This window comes from Pedobacter indicus (assembly GCF_003449035.1).
Lineage (GTDB): Bacteria > Bacteroidota > Bacteroidia > Sphingobacteriales > Sphingobacteriaceae > Albibacterium > Albibacterium indicum.
Map to the genome: position 1 here is coordinate 3,119,857 of NZ_QRGB01000001.1, position 18,999 is coordinate 3,138,855.

At 41.9% G+C, this 18,999-nt stretch carries 12 protein-coding genes; 3 read left to right on the plus strand and 9 right to left on the minus strand.

What is annotated here, in order from left to right:
• Positions 1 to 97: 97 nt before the first annotated feature.
• The gene (locus D3P12_RS13715; RefSeq protein ID WP_118196411.1) at positions 98 to 1,129 is read left to right on the plus strand and encodes a DUF937 domain-containing protein; all 1,032 of its coding nucleotides are present in this window, start codon (positions 98 to 100) and stop codon (positions 1,127 to 1,129) included.
• A 30-nt stretch (positions 1,130 to 1,159) separates the two neighbouring features.
• On the opposite strand, the gene D3P12_RS13720 is transcribed toward D3P12_RS13715, so the two are convergent.
• From D3P12_RS13720 to D3P12_RS13750, 7 genes are all read right to left on the minus strand, one after another.
• A complete protein-coding gene (locus D3P12_RS13720; RefSeq protein ID WP_157970358.1) occupies positions 1,160 to 2,038 on the minus strand; it encodes an alpha/beta hydrolase in 879 nt (292 codons plus the stop codon).
• Between the two features lie 17 nt (positions 2,039 to 2,055).
• Positions 2,056 to 3,153 (minus strand): MBL fold metallo-hydrolase, encoded by a 1,098-nt coding sequence (locus D3P12_RS13725; protein WP_118196415.1) that lies wholly within the window; start codon positions 3,151 to 3,153, stop codon positions 2,056 to 2,058.
• Between the two features lie 105 nt (positions 3,154 to 3,258).
• The gene (locus tag D3P12_RS13730; protein WP_118196417.1) at positions 3,259 to 4,230 is read right to left on the minus strand and encodes a glycoside hydrolase family 43 protein; all 972 of its coding nucleotides are present in this window, start codon (positions 4,228 to 4,230) and stop codon (positions 3,259 to 3,261) included.
• 15 nt (positions 4,231 to 4,245) lie between these two features.
• Entirely contained in the window at positions 4,246 to 5,298 is a 1,053-nt protein-coding gene (locus D3P12_RS13735) for a glycoside hydrolase family 43 protein (protein ID WP_118196418.1), read from the minus strand.
• An 11-nt stretch (positions 5,299 to 5,309) separates the two neighbouring features.
• Positions 5,310 to 6,866 carry a RagB/SusD family nutrient uptake outer membrane protein gene (locus D3P12_RS13740; protein ID WP_118196420.1) on the minus strand — a complete coding sequence of 519 codons (1,557 nt, stop codon included), beginning with the start codon at positions 6,864 to 6,866 and terminating at the stop codon, positions 5,310 to 5,312.
• A 22-nt stretch (positions 6,867 to 6,888) separates the two neighbouring features.
• Positions 6,889 to 9,993, minus strand: coding sequence for a SusC/RagA family TonB-linked outer membrane protein (locus tag D3P12_RS13745; RefSeq protein WP_118196422.1), 3,105 nt, complete (start codon positions 9,991 to 9,993; stop codon positions 6,889 to 6,891).
• Between the two features lie 38 nt (positions 9,994 to 10,031).
• Entirely contained in the window at positions 10,032 to 11,195 is a 1,164-nt protein-coding gene (locus tag D3P12_RS13750; protein ID WP_118196424.1) for a cellulase family glycosylhydrolase, read from the minus strand.
• A 208-nt stretch (positions 11,196 to 11,403) separates the two neighbouring features.
• Here D3P12_RS13750 and D3P12_RS13755 point away from each other — a divergent pair, with 208 nt between their 5' ends.
• A complete protein-coding gene (locus D3P12_RS13755) occupies positions 11,404 to 14,571 on the plus strand; it encodes a ligand-binding sensor domain-containing protein (RefSeq protein WP_118196426.1) in 3,168 nt (1,055 codons plus the stop codon).
• Positions 14,561 to 15,370, plus strand: a complete 810-nt coding sequence (locus tag D3P12_RS13760) for a response regulator transcription factor (protein ID WP_118196427.1) — start codon at positions 14,561 to 14,563, stop codon at positions 15,368 to 15,370. Before D3P12_RS13755 ends, D3P12_RS13760 begins: the two co-directional genes overlap by 11 nt.
• Here the strand turns inward: D3P12_RS13760 and D3P12_RS13765 are convergent.
• Both D3P12_RS13765 and D3P12_RS13770 read right to left on the minus strand, forming a co-directional pair.
• Positions 15,367 to 18,567 (minus strand): glycosyltransferase family 117 protein, encoded by a 3,201-nt coding sequence (locus tag D3P12_RS13765; protein WP_118196429.1) that lies wholly within the window; start codon positions 18,565 to 18,567, stop codon positions 15,367 to 15,369. The genes D3P12_RS13760 and D3P12_RS13765 overlap by 4 nt on opposite strands.
• Entirely contained in the window at positions 18,564 to 18,911 is a 348-nt protein-coding gene (locus tag D3P12_RS13770; protein WP_118196431.1) for a PadR family transcriptional regulator, read from the minus strand. The genes D3P12_RS13765 and D3P12_RS13770 overlap by 4 nt, the downstream gene beginning before the upstream one ends.
• Positions 18,912 to 18,999: the final 88 nt, after the last annotated feature.

The following is an 18,999-nucleotide window of genomic DNA, read 5'->3' on the forward strand; positions in this document are numbered from 1 at the left end:
ATCATATTGTTAGTTAAACTAATAAGCTGATTCTCAAAGGACAAAAGTTATTACGAATCACTTAAAGTAGATTTTTTTTCTAACAAAAATATGTGGTATGAATTTAATCGAAATGATCAAAGAAGAAATAGACGGCAGTGTTCTTTCTTCAATAAGTCAAAAAGCGGGTATTAGCGAGGAACAAGCAGAAAATGGATTCTCCGTTGCTATTCCGGCTGTATTAGGCGGGATTCTGAAAAACAATGATGGTGAAAATTCGGGGTTATTAAGTGGTTTATTTGTTCAGGGCACTACGGATGATCAACCTACAGAGGATGATTCGCAGTTATTGGATCGTGGTAGTGCAATGGCAAGTAACCTCTTCGGTACCGAACGTGAATCACTAACAAATGAACTTTCTAATGCAACCGGACTTAATCATGATCGTTCATCCGGACTTTTGGCAATGATCGTCCCCACGATAACTGGTTTGATAAGCAAGCTCATGACCAAACATAATTGGAATTTTTCAGATGTTTTAGGCAGAGTGGTATCGAGTAAAGACGAGATATTCTCATCTTTACCAACAGGCTTGCGCAATTCGTTCGGATTGGCTGATATCGGCGTGCCACAAGTACCGGATGTGCCAGAGAGCCCTATTATTGAGACTGATACACCGGAAGTGGATTTACCTCCGACCGACTTTCCGAAGACCGATACGCCACCTACAGAGCGATCACCTGACACGGAGGGTGCGATTGAGGTTCCACCCGCTCCCATTCCACCACTTGTAGACGAACCAGAGGTAGTGGAAGAGCCAAAGGTTCCTGAAGTTGATGAAGTAAATGTCACCAACGAGCCTTTAGAAACGATAGAGGATACACCTGTCCGGGAGGAGCCGTTAGAGCCTGAAATAATGGAGGCCGAGCTGACAGACGCTGGTAAGAGACAAGATGAATCACTAAATCAGGAGCCTGTAACACCAGAAACGGTTGCACGTGAGGCTGTCGTAGAACAGGAAGTGAATGAACCGGAACAGATTCCACCACGCGCAGCGATACCCCCCGAACCACCAGCTAAGTCAGGAGGAATGTTACGATGGGTCTTGATCATCGTCCTTATTATCCTGATCCTATGGTGGCTCCTATAAGCTTCTTTTAAAATTGATTTCCTATAAGGATTAATCCACAACGCTGATGAGGAACTGGGCGATCTCGTCTATTTTCTCATCAGCAATATACCGATACATCGCATGTCCTTTTCCTTCCATTACGTGGAGGATGGACTGTGTATCGCCGATTTCATCCATCCGCTTTTTTAATGCGTGACCAAAGTCGACATGAATCAGTTTGTCCTGATCCCCGTGATAGATCAATACCGGAGGCGCTTTTCTTTTGATCACACTTGCATCTTCCAAGCCGCCCCAAAGATCCACAACTGCCTGTACCGGTAGAACTCGCTGTCCAGATACATAAGCTGTATGAAGCACGGTCATTGCCCCTGCTGATCCACCAGAAATTGCCAGCTTAGAAACATCAAGATGATAATCTTTTTTATGCTTTTTAACCCACCTAAAGACAGACACGAGATCGTCTGATGCATTCTGAATAGCCATCTGTAAACCGGGGTGGAACTCGCCGCCAGACGGCACTCCCTTTGCCATATTAGCCGATGCACTTGCGCCGGGTATTTTATTGTGTTTCAAACTAAGCCAATAATTTATAGAAAGAACTGCAAAACCTTTTGAAGCGAGTTTTGAGCAAATTTCAGCTACTGTCTTGTTATATTTATCACCACCAGCAAAGCCACCACCATGGACAAAGACAAAAATGGGCAGCTTTTTACTGTTATTAATTGCTGGTAGATAAAGGTCCAGTAATTTATCGGACGAGGTATCACCGTTCAGTGAATCAGGCTGCGGAGCATAACGCAAGTTTCGAAAGGTGATCACACTATCGGAGGGTTGATCTTTCCCCGTGCCTTGCGTTAACTGATCAGCAATTGCACTCTTAAAGCTTATAAAACATATAAATAAGATACAGAGCTTTTTTAATTTCATTGTTTTGGTTTTTTTGATTAGTGTACGTTGGCCCACCATCTTGAATAGTGACGAGTGGTATCCGTTAAACTTACTTCCTCGCCAATCATCGGCGTAAGAAGAGGGATTCCATGCTCCCCGTTTAATTCGGTAATTTTATTTAATGGCTCATTCCAGGGATGATAAGCAAGTCTAAACTTACCCGAATGCACTGGAAATACTCGTTTTGCCCCCAAATCAGCTCCCGCTTTCAATACTTCCTCAGGCAACATATGAATAGCCTGCCAAGCTGGATTATATTGTCCATTATCTAGCATAGCTAAATCTATCGGCCCGTATTTTTTACCGATCTCGGCAAAATGCTTTCCATAACCGCTGTCCCCTCCAATGTATATTTTCAATTCCGGCGAAGCCAAGAGGAAAGACATCCACAGCGTATTATTACGGGCAAAGCCCCGACCAGAAAAATGCCGTGTCGGCACCGTATAGAGCATCAAATTATTCTCCAGCTCCACCCTTTCGTACCAGTTTCTTTCTACGATTCGATCTGTCGGATAGCCCCATCGTTCAAAATGCTGACCCACACCAAGTCCGCAAATCACCGTCCCTACTTTCTCTTTTAATTTGACAACCGTTTCATAATCAAGATGATCGTAATGATCATGCGTAATCAGCAGGTAATCGATGGAAGGCATATCATCACCTGAATAAATATCCGATCCTTTAAAAGAAAGGTTGGTGCCCGGAAGTGGAGAGGCATTCCCACTAAAAACAGGATCTACCAGAAAACGCTTGCCTTCTACCTGTAGATAATAGGATGAATGGCCAAACCAGACGAGTACATTGCTATCAATTGGCAATTGATGTAAGTCGGTTTTTATTGAAGGCAGCGAATCAACCGGAGTGGTTTCTGGAAACTTAGCGAAAAGAAAGTTGTAAAAAACTTTCGCCATTGAATACCCTTCCGTTAAAGACGGTGTTTCTTCTATATTTTGGAATGCATTGTTCTTATAATTGTCGGCTTGCTTAATCTGCTCTAGTCGCTTGCCTTTAGGCGCTTGGCCAAACTTTGGCTGCCGCATATAGAGCACGATGGCGAGTACGGCAAGTGCCACAATGCTTATCAGGATGATCATTACCTTTTTAATTAGGGTCAAAATATTGCTCGTTAAAGATGAACAATATCCTAATTTTCTAGATAAATGCCAACCTGATTACCCACTTATCTCAAACGCGTCAGTTTATTCAACAATCAATTTCGGTGTAATGAAATTCGGATCAATAACCATGATCGTTTCACCATCTTTTTCCTCGAAGCTAACTGTACTGATATTCATATAGCGCGGATGAATCTTGCTCTCGCTCCGATGCGAATGAAACACGATTCGTAACTGTCCATCCTTATCTTCAAACATGGCACTATGTCCTACTCCAACCAAATGGCCGGGCTTTTGCAAAATGGGATTACCATCATATTTGGTCCACGGACCGTTGACATGATCTGCGGTTGCAAAACCAATTCCGTAGAACGGGCTCTCGTAACTGTTCGCAGAATAAGTCATATAATATTTTCCATCATGTTTTAACACATAGGGTCCTTCATTTACACGTGGCCAAACCTCTTCCCAGTCCTGAGACACATTGATGCACTTCTTCATCGTCTCTGTTTTTATCGTCATCAAGTCGTCTTCCAATTCAGCTACCCATATATTTAATCCGTCATTGAAACGATCAAAAAACAAATAAGGTTTACCATCATCATCAATAAACAAAGAATTATCAATGCATTTTTCACCCGCAATCATCGGTTCTTTTGCTTCTTGCGTAAAAGGTCCGAGCGGACTGTCGCTCGTTGCAACACAGATGTGTTCATCAGCTGAATAATACATATAGAATTTGCCATTTACGTGGTAAACTTCGGGTGCCCAGAACCACCTGTCAGCCCACACGTCTTTTTTATCCAGTGCTAATCGTCGGTCAGTCGCCTTCCAGGTTAGTAAGTCGTCTGAAGTATAAACCTCTATGCCATCAGCAGCATTTGTTCCATAAGCATAGTATACCCCCTCGTAGAGCATAATAAAAGGATCACCAAATGGCACCTCTATCGACAAGGTATCAGATGGGAATTCGGGGAGATCGTTGTTTTCCGTTGCCGAACAAGACAGACATCCTAAACTTAGTACCAGACACAATAGCGAAATGTATTTCTTCATAATTCAATTTTTGTTTTATCTTCTTTTAGAGGTTTCGTTTTCAATCATGCCATATTCAGCAACCAACCGATCATACTCGTCTTTACTGATGGTAATCATGCAGCCATGGCGAACAGAATCGGGCATACTGTACTTATCCCAATCTGAAAAAAATGTATAACCGGATGCTTGGTACCAAGGTCCGTTTAGGTTGTCAGCAATCGACAACCCATAAGATACGCCAGGGTATTGTTCATAATACATATACCATACCTTATCATCCGGAGAAGGGATCAACATCGGTGCTTCCCTGAAATTTGGGCTGATCGGATCGGCAGGTGCTGACCAAGGACCGGTTAACGAAGCCGACCGGGCAATGCGGATTGTTTTTCCGGTTGGCCAATATAAGGTTGGATAGGTTTCGTCTTTGATAACGGCAAAGTACTGATCACCGACTTTACGGATGAACACATCGATTGTACCCATTTCCAGGTCAAACAGTTTTGTCGGTTGATCTGAAAATGTCTTTAGGTCTTTCGATAAAACATACAGCGTGCGTTGGCTGGCCCAATAACGCTCCGGATCTTCTTTGGTGCCTTCTTTATGGGGTGTATGCCATGTCAGGATATACTGCGATGTTGACTTATCATAGTATAATTTTGGTGCTCCGATCCGCTGCAAAGCGTCTTGATAATCCGGTGTACTTTTTAAGTCGGGTGTATAAACGGAATGCTTCTCCCAACGAACAAGATCAGTAGAAACCCAGATAACGATATCAGGTGAGCTGTCATTATCATTGCCAGCGAGGTAATAACGCCCGTCATGCCCCTTTGTGATATCGGGATGTCCTTTGTAATCTTCAAAGACACGCTTTCGACCATTGAGTGCATTCCAGTGCAGACCATCCAGACTGACAGAATAATAAAGCCGGCCATAGTCTTGATGCGTCATATGTGCAAATAGATAAGCCTGATGAACCGCGTCATTTTGATTTTCCACCTGTCCCGGCGGATCGGGTTGCTGACCGTAAGTCGAAGCGACTATCACGGTCAGCAACAATAAAAGAATCGTTCTTCTTAACAAATCCATTTGTTTCTTATCTAGTATCCCGGATTTTGTGTCAATTTACCATCACTGTTATCAACTTCGATCTGCGGGATAGGCAGACGATTATGTTTGCCGACAACAAAGTTATTAAAATCAGCGTCTCTGGTTTTCAGCTCATCAATCCCAGCTTGCGAATCCAGCAAACCCCAACGTTTTAGATCGGCCCATCGCCATCCTTCAAAACACAACTCCAACGAACGCTCCATTTGCAATCGTTTTATAAAAGCTTCTTTCGAATTCAGACTGGCTTTATGCACGCTGTTCTGCAAAGTCGGCAGGTTAACCGATGGGCGCTGTCTTACTTTATTCACATAGCTTGCCGCTTCCGTTATGGAGCCACCTGTTTCGACGATACACTCTGCATACATTAATAAAACATCAGCATAACGAAGTATCCGATAATTATTAGGCGCAAAATAATCCTCCCGATCACGGAAATAACTTGTCGAGTATTTCCGAATAAACATATCATTTCCCCAAGCATTGTCCCAATTTCTACCGTAAATTAGAGGTGATTCATCCGGAAAGTCATTTGGACTGTCTTTGTAATACAGATTATGATATAAGCGAATATCATTTCCACCATCAAGATTTTTTTCCTTTTTGTACTCAGCAACAAACCATGAACGTGCCTTTCCATCCTGCCAGCCTATGCCACCAGGGGCGTAGAACTGCGTACGCTGAAAACCCGTCGCCATGGATGCGCTGTTACCTGTTCCGCCTTTATTTTCATCGTCAAATTGAATCTCAAATATCCCCTCTTTATTGTTCTCATTATAGTGAGTGAAGTTATCCATGTAATCGTCCACCAGACCGTAAAGGCTACCCTCTTTATCAATCAGCCACTGCAATTCATTTTTAGCTTCTTGATACTTATGCTGTTGCATATATGCTTTGGCCAGAAGAGCTTTAGCCGCACCAATAGTAGCACGCCCGAGGTTGGCATCATCCCAGGTCTCCGGCAATTTTGCTATCGCACTTTGCAGATCAATCTCTACTTGAGCCCAGATCTGCTCCTGTGGAACCTCTTCTGGCTTATAACTACCATCTTTTGGTTCTAGTACCAGGGCGCCTTTTTCCCAAAGGACAGCTATTTGGAAGTACCATAATGCTCTTAAAAATTCAGCTTGCCCTATGACCCGGTTTTTCGTAGTCTCGTCGGCAAAGGGTATTTCCGGTGTAAACTTAAGAACTTGATTTGCCCTGAAGATACCCACATAAAAGTCTTCCCAGTGAACATTATTACCCTCCCAGAAATTATAGTTTACGTAGTTAAATCGTGTCCAGTCGGCAAGCTCATTCCACGGGCTTGTACTCCACCCTTCATCCGAACCTAAATCGTAACGAAACGATAGCCAACGCATCCAGGTTCCCTCTTTGTAAAACCTGCTATATGCTGCATTTAAGCCTTTTTGTGCATCGTCTTCAGTTTTCCAAAAAGTTTCTGTGGTGGGCTCATTGGGGTTATTGATGTCCAATAAACTTTTCTTACATGATCCTGCAATTCCAAGAAGCAGGAGTCCGCATATTGTTAATTTAAATCTTTTCATCGTCTAAGTTTTTTACAGATAATTAAAAACTCACTTGCAGCCCAAGCATAAATGTCCGTGCATTTGGGAAAGCCATGTTATCAGTTCCCCGATCCCAAACATTCGTATTGACAAAATCAGGATCCAACCCTTTGTACTTCGTAATCGTTATCAGGTTGTTACCTGTAACAAACACGCGCAATCCATTTAAACGAATCCGGTTCAGGAATTGATCATCAAAGGTGTACCCTAGTTGGACATTTCGAAGTCGCAGATAGGAACCATTCTCGAGCCAGATGTCGCTATCGCCTCTCGTGTTTCGTGTATCGGCATAAATAATACGAGGAAAATCACTATCCGGGTTCTCTTGCCATGGCTCATGCCCCGACTCAAAACGGATGTAATTTGAGTTATCAGCAAATAGTCGCCCTTGACGCATACCACCATTGAGAATGTCATTTCCCATTTGGCCACTCCATAACATCGAAAAGTCGACATTCTTGAATGAGAAGCCAGCATTAACGGACAGCAAAAGATCAGCCCAAGGATCGCCGACAATCTGCCTGTCCCCAGTGGTAATCTGGCCATTGTCATCAGTATCGATGTAACGAAGATCTCCTAATTGTGGTCTTTTACCCTCGATGGTAATCGGCGTACCCGCTGAATTTACGTAACTATCAATATCCGCCTGAGTACGGAAGAGCCCATCGGTTTTTAGCAAATAATACTCACCGAGCGAACGACCAATTTCGCTTCGTGTCTGTCCGGTGTAAAAAACTTCGTTGCCGTAACCCAGCTCCAGGATCTCATTATTCAGTGTCGTAATATTGGTACCGACATTGTAATTAAATTCACCTACTTGATCCCGCCACATCAAACCGAGTTCAAAGCCAGTATTTTTAAGGCTCGCTACGTTGGCAAGAGGAGCCCCTCCTTGATTACCTGTTGTCATTGAGATCTGCATCCCCGTAAGGACATCTCGCGTTTCCGAGTTATAATATTCAGCCGTTGCTGTTAAACGGTTATCCAAAAAGACAGCATCCAACCCGATATTCGTCTGAGCGGTACGCTCCCAACGGAGGTTTTCATTGACGATCTGAACTTGGGTAGCTCCGTTTACCAAGCCCTGTCCACTACCAAATACGGTTACGATATTGGGATTAATGGTCCCCAAGTAGCTCCAGTTACCCGGAAAAGCAGCGTTTCCGATCTCTCCGTAATTAGCACGCAGTTTCAGATCATTGATCCACGAAACATCGAAGAAATCTTCATTGCTGATTCTCCACGCACCGGATATCGAGTAAAAATTGTCCCAACGATTTGCAGGGCTTAATTTAGACGATCCATCCCTTCTGAATGTGAGCGTAGCAAAATATTTATCATCGTAAATATAATTAGCACGACCCAGATATGATATCAATGCATACTCTTGAATACTGTTCCAATTGGTTTGATTTTCTTGTCCGGCATTCAACACCGTGATGTAGTCGCCACCCAAGAAAGGAAATTTAAGACGTTGAGCACCCACATCTTCCCAGTATTGATGTTGGTAGGTAAGTCCAGCTACTGCGTCCACATGGTGTTTGCCAAAGTCATGGTCAAAGTTCAATGTATTTTCAATGAGTTCGTTGGTTTCTTTTATGCGGTTTTTGTTACCAGTTGGATCACGGTATTCCTGGTTCATTGTCCAGTTTCCTTCTTTTCTGAAATAACGATACTCATCAAAAATATAATCGATACCTACATTCAGTTTATATGAAAGAAATTTGGTTATCTGCGCCTGCCCCCAGAATGTTCCCCGCATTCTGTAAATTTTCGTATTTGTATCTTCTATCTCCTCTCTGGCAATCGGATTCGTAGCGAAAGTCCGGGCGTTCGCCTCATTTCCGTAACCAAAGCCCCCTAGATTTTCGGGATCCCGAACGGGTATTGTAGGTAACATCCGGATAATATCGATATAAGAACTCGTCTGCAATGGATCTCTATCCGTTTGCGAAAAACTGAACGATTCACCAAATGAGAAGATCCCCTTGTTGCCCTCGGTATTCACGCGGAATGTATAACGGTCAAATGAATTGCCATACATGATACCATCGTTGTTATAGTAGCCACCCGAGATAAAGTAGTTACCAGCATCCCCACCTCCGGAAATAGACACATTATAGTCCTGTACCAAGGCAGTTTGCATGGTTTCTTCCTGCCAATCTGTATCAATATCAGCATGGTCCTGAAGAGTACCATTCCAGACTCCGTCTTTAATAGCCTCCTTGTAAGCCATGTCGTTATACTTCTTGTACTCTTCGGCATTCATCAGGTCGTAACGTGGCGACCAGTCAAAAGACTCACGTACGGAAAAATCAACTACTGCAGGACCTTTCCTTCCTTTCTTTGTCGTGACAATTATAACCCCATTGGCTGCACGTGATCCATAAATAGCTGCTGCGGACGCATCTTTCAGAATTTGAATCGATTCAACATCATTGGGATTGAAATCGGCACCTGCAGATGTGATCAACCCGTCAATAACCCAAAGAGGGTTGTTATTGGTTAGATTGCCTACCCCGCGAATTTCGATACTTGCATCACTACCCGCGTTTCCGGTATTACGAACATTGACACCGGTTGCTAAGCCCTGGATAGACTGAGCGATGGTTGCTGAACCCGTCTTTGCCATCTCACGAGTATCGACAACGGATACTGCACCGGTCAGGTCTTTCTTCCGAACAGACCCGTATCCGATAACAACCACTTCCTCTAGCTCTTCCAGTGATTCAGCCAGTACCACTTGAAGTTCTCGCTGCGAACCTACGGTAACCTCTTGACTCTGATACCCTAAGTAGGAGAATACGAGGATGGTTTCGTTAGAAGGCACTTGGATTGTAAAAACACCGTCCCCGTCCGTCACTGTACTTGTTTCTGAACCTTTGACCTGCACGTTGATTCCTTGCAAAGCTGTGCCCTGCTGATCGGTAACACGACCGGTTACCTTTGTTTGAGCCAGTGATGTTGTTAATTTTGTGGTGGTCGGTATCATATGTGCTGGCTCACGAGCACTGAGCGAACCTACCGTACCGATGCTTACCAGCAGGCATATAGCAACCTTCACCGGATTAGGCCATTGGCTCTTACCTTTTATATTTTTTTTCATACAACACGGTTTATTAGGTGATAAAAAGGTTTATTGCATTATTTTGTCATTTCTTTTATGAGTTCTACTTCTTCGGCTATATACGGGGTTCCATCTGTACGGAGGATATCATGGAACCACAATTCTGGTTCAGCTGTATAAGTCTTTGTCCAGCTGTCCCAAGGGTATTTTGTCTGTGTTTTACCATCCACAAATCCCCAGTTGAACATGGCCACTTGATTCTCTTTGGCGATCGGCAAAAACCCTTCGAACGTACTCCCATTGGGTCGGGCCATGTATTCGGTACAAAGTAATGGCCGATTATACCGCTGTAACTCTGTAAGTCTCTTTTCAAAGTCAGCAGGTTCTTCATAGTGGTGAAAACTGATAATGTCTGAATTTTCGATCTGTAATTTCTCGATAGGTTTAAGCTGCTCATGAGAAGACCAATCGCCACCTCCCCAGATACCAGAAGTCAACGGTTGTGAAGGATTTACAGAACGAGCCCATTTGAATGCCTTATCTAAAAGAGGGATTACGTAATCTACTTTATCTTTGATTTCAATTGCCTCATAAGACGGACCGGTCATATTGTCCGGTTCATTCCAGATATCCCAACCGAGTATACGATCATCTTCAGCAAAGTGAGATACGACACCTTTAACATAGCGTTCCAACCGAGGGTATTGTGTCGAGTCCTTTAACGCATATTGCCCCGGGCTCTGTACCCATCCAGAATTATGAACATGTGGCTTGGGTGCTCGCTGCTTACCTGCTTCGGGGAAAGGATCCCAACATGAATCGAAGAAAACAAGTAACGGTTTGATATGATGCTTTTCTGAGATTTTCAAAAACTGATCGATGCGATCAATAAAACCTGTTGAATCCTGCTCATAAGGTAAGTCATGCAAATATACCCTCATGGTATTCATTCCCATATCTGCTGCCCAACCCAGTTCCCGGTCGATGGTTTCTGGGTCAAAGGTATCTTCCTGCCACATCTCCAGCTGATTAATCGCTGTTGAAGGACTAAAATTTGCTCCAACCAGCCATTCCTGCTTCGCATACCATTCGTTTGCTTTTTCCTCTGACCATCTGGAAGCAGTTGCCGTTGTATGGGCTCTATCATTCTCGTCGGTATTGTTGGCGGGAGTTTGGTTACAGCTAAATAAAAAGAGGGACGCGACCGCAATTACAATACAAAAGACATTGTACTTTCTCATAATAAAGATTGGTTTTAATTTAGATTAAAAAAACTGGTGAAGAAGACTCTAGCCTTCTCATCTATACAAAGGACGATAATTTTAACGTGCTGCTTTACATCAATTCGTACCATTCTTTCATTAATTTGTCCCATAGCCAATTAATAGTAACCAGCTAACTATTTTCATAATTTCATCTATATTTGGATAGCCAGACGAAACTTAATTTGTGAAATACATTATTTCAATATCTCTTGTATTGAGCTTGCTGCTGATCGAGCTAAGCTTTGCGCAGCCTTATTATTTCCGTCATTATCAAGTGGAAAACGGACTATCAAATAATGCTGTGCTTTGTAGCATGCAAGATCGCCTTGGCTTTATGTGGTTTGGTACAAAGGATGGACTAAATCGCTTCGACGGGTATTCCTTTAAGGTATTCCATAGCGATCCAGATAACCCCAGCGGTTTAGGAAGCAATTTTATCCGTGCACTTTGCGAAGACAAAAATGGAAAAATATGGGTGGGAACGGATCAGGGCATTTTTATATTTAACCCTGATCTCGAAAGCTTCTCTTTATTCAGCAATAAAATTGTTAATGAAGTTTTAGATATTCAGGAAGACTTGGATGGGAACATCTGGTTCATTAATAACTTTCAACTCTACCAATACAATATTTACGAGAAAAAAATCATGTTGGTTATTCCGAACAGTCGTTTTAATTGCAGTTCGTTTCGACTAGGCAAAGAAAATAGCATCTGGATTGGTACCACGAATGGTGATCTTCTCGCGTATGATACTGATCTGAAAAAAATTCAGCTGAACCCGATGTACAGTCATTCTCCTGACGTTGAAACCCGGTGGATTGAAAGTATTTATGACAGTGGGAAGGGCTACCTCTTTGTAGGAACAACGAAACAGGGGGTGAAGAGGTTTGACATATCTTCAGGAGTGTATACCGACCTTTTTATCGAACATGAAATTGGATCAGATATTTTTGTCCGGGATATCATGCATCACCGGAACCAAGAGTATTGGTTTGCGACAGAAGCCGGGGTGTTCATTTATAATATTGAGAGCAATCAATTTACAAACCTAAAGAAGCAACGAGGTCACCCGTGGGCGATATCCGATAACGCGGTTTACACACTATGTAAGGATCAGGAAGGGGGAATATGGTGTGGTACTTACTTCGGTGGAATTAATTATTACGAATCCAGCAACACTTTTTTTGAAAAATATTTCCCTCATGACGGAGCAACCGGAATATCGGGGAACGCTGTAAGAGAGCTGACTTTTGACGATTATAACAATCTGTGGATTGGAACAGAAGACGATGGCTTAAATAAACTGCATTTGCCTACTGGGAAAATCACACATTATCAACCGTCAGGCACGCCACAAAGTATTTCATTTAGCAATATACACGGATTGCTTGCAAGTGGTGACACGCTATGGGTCGGCACTTTTGAACATGGATTGGATCTAATGGACATTCCCAGTGGCAAGGTTATCAAACATTATAGTATCGATGCAGAAAAAGGCATGTTGCCAAATAATTTTATTTTCAACATTTACAAAACACAAAACGAACAGATCCTTTTAGCGACTGGTAACGGACTACTAAAGTACAATCAAAAAGAAAGGAATTTTCAATACGTTCGGGGTTTTCCGCAGTATATATTCTATACGACAATCTTTGAAGACTCTGAAGGCACAATATGGGTGGGAACTTGGCGCGACGGACTTTATTTTTCTAACCCCAAAACGGGAAAAGCAGGAAAGTTTTTACATAAGATGGGTGATCAGAAAAGCTTAGGAAGCAATCGTGTAAATCGGATCTTTGAAGACAGTCAGCATAATTTGTGGGTTGCTACAGAAGGGGGTCTTTGTCTGTATGAACCATCCTCACGAAGCTTCAAACGCTACACAACGAAAAATGGCTTGCCGAGTAATCTTATTTTGGCAATGGTAGAAGACAATGATCGGTATTTATGGATTACCACGTCAAAAGGGCTTGTTCGTTTTCATCCGGAAAGTGAGGACATCCGGGTTTTTACAAAGAGTAGCGGTTTGTTAAGCGATCAGTTTAATTATAACTCTGCGCAGAAGGACGATAAGGGAAATATTTACTTCGGAAGTGTGAAAGGCCTAATCCGGTTTAATCCTGCCAATTACCATCAAAGCACCTACCACCCCCCTGTCTACATTACTGGTTTGCAGATTCATAACCAAGACTTAGAGGTTAATAGCGAAAATCAAACCATCCTGAATCAATCAGTTACCTTTACTGACCACATTTACGTTCAACATGATCAATCTTCATTGAGCATCGATTTTGCTGCGCTAAGCTATGTGTCTCCAAGAATGACAGAATATGCTTATAAAATGGAAGGTTTGGATAAAAATTGGACACATATCCGGACAAACCGGAGAGCATATTTTACAAAACTTCCACCCGGTGATTATACCTTCCGCGTCAATGTAGCAGACGGAGCTGGTAGTTTTAAAGGTAAGGAGACAACACTCCGCATTACTGTCATGGCACCGTTCTGGGCAACCCACTTTGCCTATGTAATCTATTTGCTTATCGCGGCAGGAATTACTTGGTATCTGGTTTATAGTTATCATTCCCGAACCAGAGAACGAAACCGAAGAAAATTGGAGCTCATCCGGCACCGGAAGGAAGAAGAAGTGTATCATGCTAAAGTAGATTTCTTCACCAATGTGACTCATGAAATCCGCACTCCATTAACGTTGATTAAAGCGCCTTTAGAAAAGGTCTTAAAGAAGACGGAGGAACAACCTTTGATCCAAAAGCACCTTCAAACGATGGATAGAAATACGGATCGGCTTTTGGAACTAACCGATCAGCTGCTTGACTTTCGGAAGATAGAAGTTCAGGGTTATAAACTAAACTTCGTATCAGTCAACTTGAATGAACTTCTCACAGATAACTACCAACGGTTCAAAATGGTAGCTGCACAAAAGAACATTCGTTTGAAATTGCATCTGCCTTCCATGCCTTGCATAGCATATGTCGACAAAGAAGCGCTGACACAGATTATAAGCAATTTGCTGACGAACGGACTAAAATATGCTAAACGTGTTATTATACTTCATTTAGACGAAAAACCCGACATCAATGATATGCTAACCGTCTTGGTAAAAAACGATGGGCAACTTATACCAATACATATGCGGGAAAAGATATTCGACACGTTTGTCAGGTTGAAAGAGGGAGGACAGGGATCTGGACTTGGACTAGCATTAGCCAGATCCTTCGCGCAGCTACACAATGGTGAATTGTATTTGGCACTCCCAGAAGATGAAATGAACATTTTTGTATTGAAACTACCTTTTATACACAACAGAAATCAGAGTGAAAATGGAAAATGAAAAAACTACGAAATCCTTGATATTGGTCATTGACGATAATCCGGAGATTCTGGAGTTTCTTGTAGATGATCTGAGTGAGTCTTACGATGTGCTGGAAGCTTCCAATGGAAAAACTGGTCTTGACTTGTTGGACAGACATAATGTGCATCTTATTATTTGCGATATCATGATGCCTGAAATGGATGGTTATGAATTTTGCCACACGATTAAATCGGATATCTCATATAGTCATATTCCTGTGATCTTGTTAACAGCAAAAAACACCTTGCAATCCAAAATCAAAGGGTTAGAACAAGGAGCTGATGTTTACATAGAAAAACCATTTTCAATAGCGCATTTAAACGCTCAGATACAAAGTCTTTTAGCTAATCGAAATAAACTCCGTGACTACTTTGTTGAATCACCCCTTGTACATTTGAGAACAATGGCCCGTTCAAAAGCTGACCATTGTTTTTTGGAACGATTAAATGAGATAATAGAGGAACATATGACCGATATACACTTTGACGTTGAGCATTTAGCCGACCTTATGTGTATGAGCAGAACCACACTTTATAGAAAGATCAATGCGATCTCAGATTTGACACCAAATGACTTCATCAACTTGGCGCGACTTAAAAAGGCAGCTATCTTACTCAGTGAAGGCCAATTAAAGATATACGAAATATCAGAGCAGGTCGGATACAGCTCACAAACGCAGTTCGGCAGGAACTTTCACAAACAATTTGGCGTGACCCCTTCCCAGTACATTGGCGAGACATTAAATAATGCAAAACCAATGAATACAATAGGTGACTAAGCCTCAATCGCAAAGGCTTTCAGCATTTGTTCGAGCGATTGTCTTATTTGCTGATGAATTTCCACTTGTTGATATCGCGCGGTCATCCGCTGTAGCTCGTCTAATACATATAAACCAAGCTGAACCTCATCTCGATAGGAAGCCTGATGAGCCGGAGCAAGTGTAGCAACGTACAGAAGTTCAGCTTTCACAAAGTCAGTAGTCGCTTTTGCTAAACCATTTCCTACTTCGGTCATCTCCAAAGCATATAAATTTTGAACTGTATTTAACTTGTTCAACGTATCTGCAATCGAATAATTACGGAGTGGTAAGTCCCTCATACTCTTTAATAAAATATCTTTTGCCTTATCTACCTTATCCTCTTTAAGTAGATTAGCCGTTAATGCATTATTCAATTGCCAGGTTCCATTAATAACCCGTCTTGATTCAACATCCAGATAGCGAGCCTGATGAAATGAGGAAAAATCAAGTTTATTCATCAGATTGCTGTACATAACATCGGTATTGGTACGCTGGGTTTTGTCAACTTCTGGTTCATCAGAATTTATAGGCAATAGCCGATAGGCATAACCTTCAAGATAGAGATACTTATCGAGACCAACATAGGTATCGGCAGAAACGGATGTAGCAAAATAGATCGGTCGTTCCCAATTATTAGTGGCCAAGATATCAAATATTACTAGATCAGCTTTCGTTGCATAGGACTTATCAAAGCTCCATTCCATCTCAGACACAACTTGCGATTCCTGATCAGCGTGAATGGTATTTGTGTCAATCAACTGTTCGGCATCGATTGTTAGCTTGAGTTTTCGAGCAGGTATTGAATTCATAAAGGATCCATCAGCCATTTGAACCTGATCATTCTTGTGATTAGATGTCATCACAGCAATTAGATCCTTCAATTCCACACTATCCGTAATACCATAGTCTACATAAGGAAAGAAATCCCGCTCACCAGTTTTATAGGTAGCATGCGCCGAGCTCAATGGTAGAGGTTCAGACTCATTGACCTTCACCTTCATCTGATCGATAAAGGATGCATCGTGCAGAAATTGATAATTGATCACACGGACATCCGTTCGATAACCTTCAACCTCTTGTACATACCATAGAGGATATGTATCATTATCTGCGTTGGTAAATAAAATTGCGTTGGGAGCGCATGAATCCAGATAATTTTTTGCCCAGGCTAGAGCAGTTGTCTTTCCAGAGCGATCATGATCGTCCCAGCCTTGGGTTCCCATTAAAAATGGGGCAGCGAAAAGACAAAGCAGCATAGCAATAGCCGATGCTACTCGATGGGCTGTAATTCGTTGTATAACGTCTTTTACCAGTAAAAAGCCAAAACCTATAAAGATTGCAAAAGCATAAAACGAACCAACGTAGGCATAGTCTCGTTCCCGGACCTGCATAGGATCTTGGTTTAAGTATATAATGATAGCTAATCCGGTAAAGAAAAACAAGGTCATAACCACCGTTAAAACCTGCTTTTTTCTTCTAAATAACCAGTATATACCAGCCAAACCCAGTAAAAATGGTAAGCCATAGAAAACATTATTACCTTCATTATTCGCGATGCTTGGAGGTAATTTCTCTTGATTTCCTAACCGGATCGTATCCAAAACTTTGATCCCTGTAATCCAATTGCCATTCTTTATATCGCCATATCCTTGGATATCGTTCTGCTTGCCCGAAAAGTTCCATAAAAAATAGCGCCAGTACATCACACCGACTTGCCATGATGTGAAGAAACCCAGGTTTTGTGCAAAGGTAGGGGTACTGTCCCCACCCAGCCCCATCCAACTTCTATAAAACTTGACATGATGCGGCTCCTGACTATGAGTACGCGGAAATAGTAAATTTTTGTCATAGATTGCTTTGTAGGTATTTCCGGCTACTTCGTAGCCCTTCTCTCCTTTTCTGTAAGCCTTGCCCGTTATTTCACTATCGATACGTTCCGCATCAAATGTATTTCCATAGAGCAAAGGTGTCGAACCATAATTGGTTCGGCCCAGATAGTTATAAAGTGAATAGGCATTATCGGGGTCACTCAAATTGATCGGCGGATTCGCATTTGCCCTTATTGCAATCATCATATATGAACTAAATCCAAGCAAAATAAAACCAGTACATATCAAACTTAAATTCAGTTGATACTTTTCTTTCCGTGCCGAATACCAGATACCAAAAACGAGGATCAAGAGCGTTATCAATATAAAGAAGAGCGCTCCGGAACCAAAAGAGAAACCCAGTCCGTTTACAAATAACAGGTCGGCTTTAAAAGCTGCAAGCACGAAATATTGAAGAATGCCAAATTGAACAACAATTACAAAACAGCATCCCACTATTAAAGCTTTAATAACACCCCAAGTTGAAGCTGTTTTCGTTTTTTTGAAATAATATACAAGCGCTATGGCAGGAATCGTTAACAAGCTGAGCAGATGAACACCCGTAGATAAACCAATCATAAATGCAATAAAAATCAACCAGCGATCATTTATATATCGTTCCCATTTTAAGATTGCCCAAAATGTAATTGCCGTAAATAATGATGATAATGCATATACTTCTGCCTCAACCGCTGAAAACCAAAATGTATCAGAAAAGGTATAAGCTAAGGCTCCAATCACCCCTGTAGATATAATGCTAAATTTCTTATGTCTGAGCTTATCTTTAGAAAAAATACTAGAGGCCAATGCGGTTATTGTCCAAAACAAGAACATAATCGTCGCTGCGCTTGCCACTACAGAGCTGAAATTTACCCAATAGGCTACTTTCGAAAGATCCCCTAAGGGAAGAAAGCTAAATAATTTACCGACCACAAGAAATAATGGCGCCCCTGGCTGATGTCCTACTTCCATCTTAAATGCAGCCGCGATAAACTCCCCGCAATCCCAAAAGCTAACTGTCGGTTCCATCGTCAGCCAATAGACAGTCAGTGCGAAAAAGAAAATGGATAAGCCTACGACATTGTTCAATCGCCGATAATTTCTCTTATCTCGTTCGGTGTTAATCAGAATATCAAACTCCTGATCAATTATTTTCTTTATCTCATGAGCATCCACTTTGCTAAAAGATGATCGTTGCTCTAAGTCAGTGACAATATGATCAAACAACTCATCGATATTTTTTCGATCAATTGTAACCTGCTCCAAATATGCACGAATTTCCAGGCGTTTTTGAGCATTTAATTTCATGAAAGTTTAGGTTTTAAATTGAGTAACAGATACAAATTATCCAAAAAGCTTTTTGTCTCCTCCATTTTAACCTCCACTTCTGTTCGACCTAGTGGTGTCAGGGAATAGTATTTACGGGCTCTATTATCGACCAGTTCAACAGTAGTTACCAGAAGCCCTTCCTTCTCCATCTTATGCAATGCCGGGTAAAGCGCACCTTCAGTCAATAGCACCTCCCCGTTGGTAATTTCTTTAACGACTTGGGTAAGCTCATATCCATACATTCTGCCTTTTTCTTGCAATAGTTTTAAGACAATCAATTGAAGGCTACCCTTTAGCAAACCGATTTGTTTATTCGAATTCATACACAAATATATAATTTTCTTATATACCTAAGAAAATTATATATATAAAAGCAATAAAAAAGCCGACGGTCTCCAAGAGGAGATTGCG

Bases quoted from the DNA above. Each gene is read 5' to 3' on its own strand.
- D3P12_RS13715 (WP_118196411.1), top strand. From the start codon at position 98: ATGAATTTAATCGAAATGATCAAAGAAGAAATAGACGGCAGTGTTCTT.
- D3P12_RS13720 (WP_157970358.1), bottom strand. From the start codon at position 2,038: ATGAAATTAAAAAAGCTCTGTATCTTATTTATATGTTTTATAAGCTTT.
- D3P12_RS13725 (WP_118196415.1), bottom strand. From the start codon at position 3,153: ATGATCATCCTGATAAGCATTGTGGCACTTGCCGTACTCGCCATCGTG.
- D3P12_RS13730 (WP_118196417.1), bottom strand. From the start codon at position 4,230: ATGAAGAAATACATTTCGCTATTGTGTCTGGTACTAAGTTTAGGATGT.
- D3P12_RS13735 (WP_118196418.1), bottom strand. From the start codon at position 5,298: ATGGATTTGTTAAGAAGAACGATTCTTTTATTGTTGCTGACCGTGATA.
- D3P12_RS13740 (WP_118196420.1), bottom strand. From the start codon at position 6,866: ATGAAAAGATTTAAATTAACAATATGCGGACTCCTGCTTCTTGGAATT.
- D3P12_RS13745 (WP_118196422.1), bottom strand. From the start codon at position 9,993: ATGAAAAAAAATATAAAAGGTAAGAGCCAATGGCCTAATCCGGTGAAG.
- D3P12_RS13750 (WP_118196424.1), bottom strand. From the start codon at position 11,195: ATGAGAAAGTACAATGTCTTTTGTATTGTAATTGCGGTCGCGTCCCTC.
- D3P12_RS13760 (WP_118196427.1), top strand. From the start codon at position 14,561: ATGGAAAATGAAAAAACTACGAAATCCTTGATATTGGTCATTGACGAT.
- D3P12_RS13765 (WP_118196429.1), bottom strand. From the start codon at position 18,567: ATGAAATTAAATGCTCAAAAACGCCTGGAAATTCGTGCATATTTGGAG.
- D3P12_RS13770 (WP_118196431.1), bottom strand. From the start codon at position 18,911: ATGAATTCGAATAAACAAATCGGTTTGCTAAAGGGTAGCCTTCAATTG.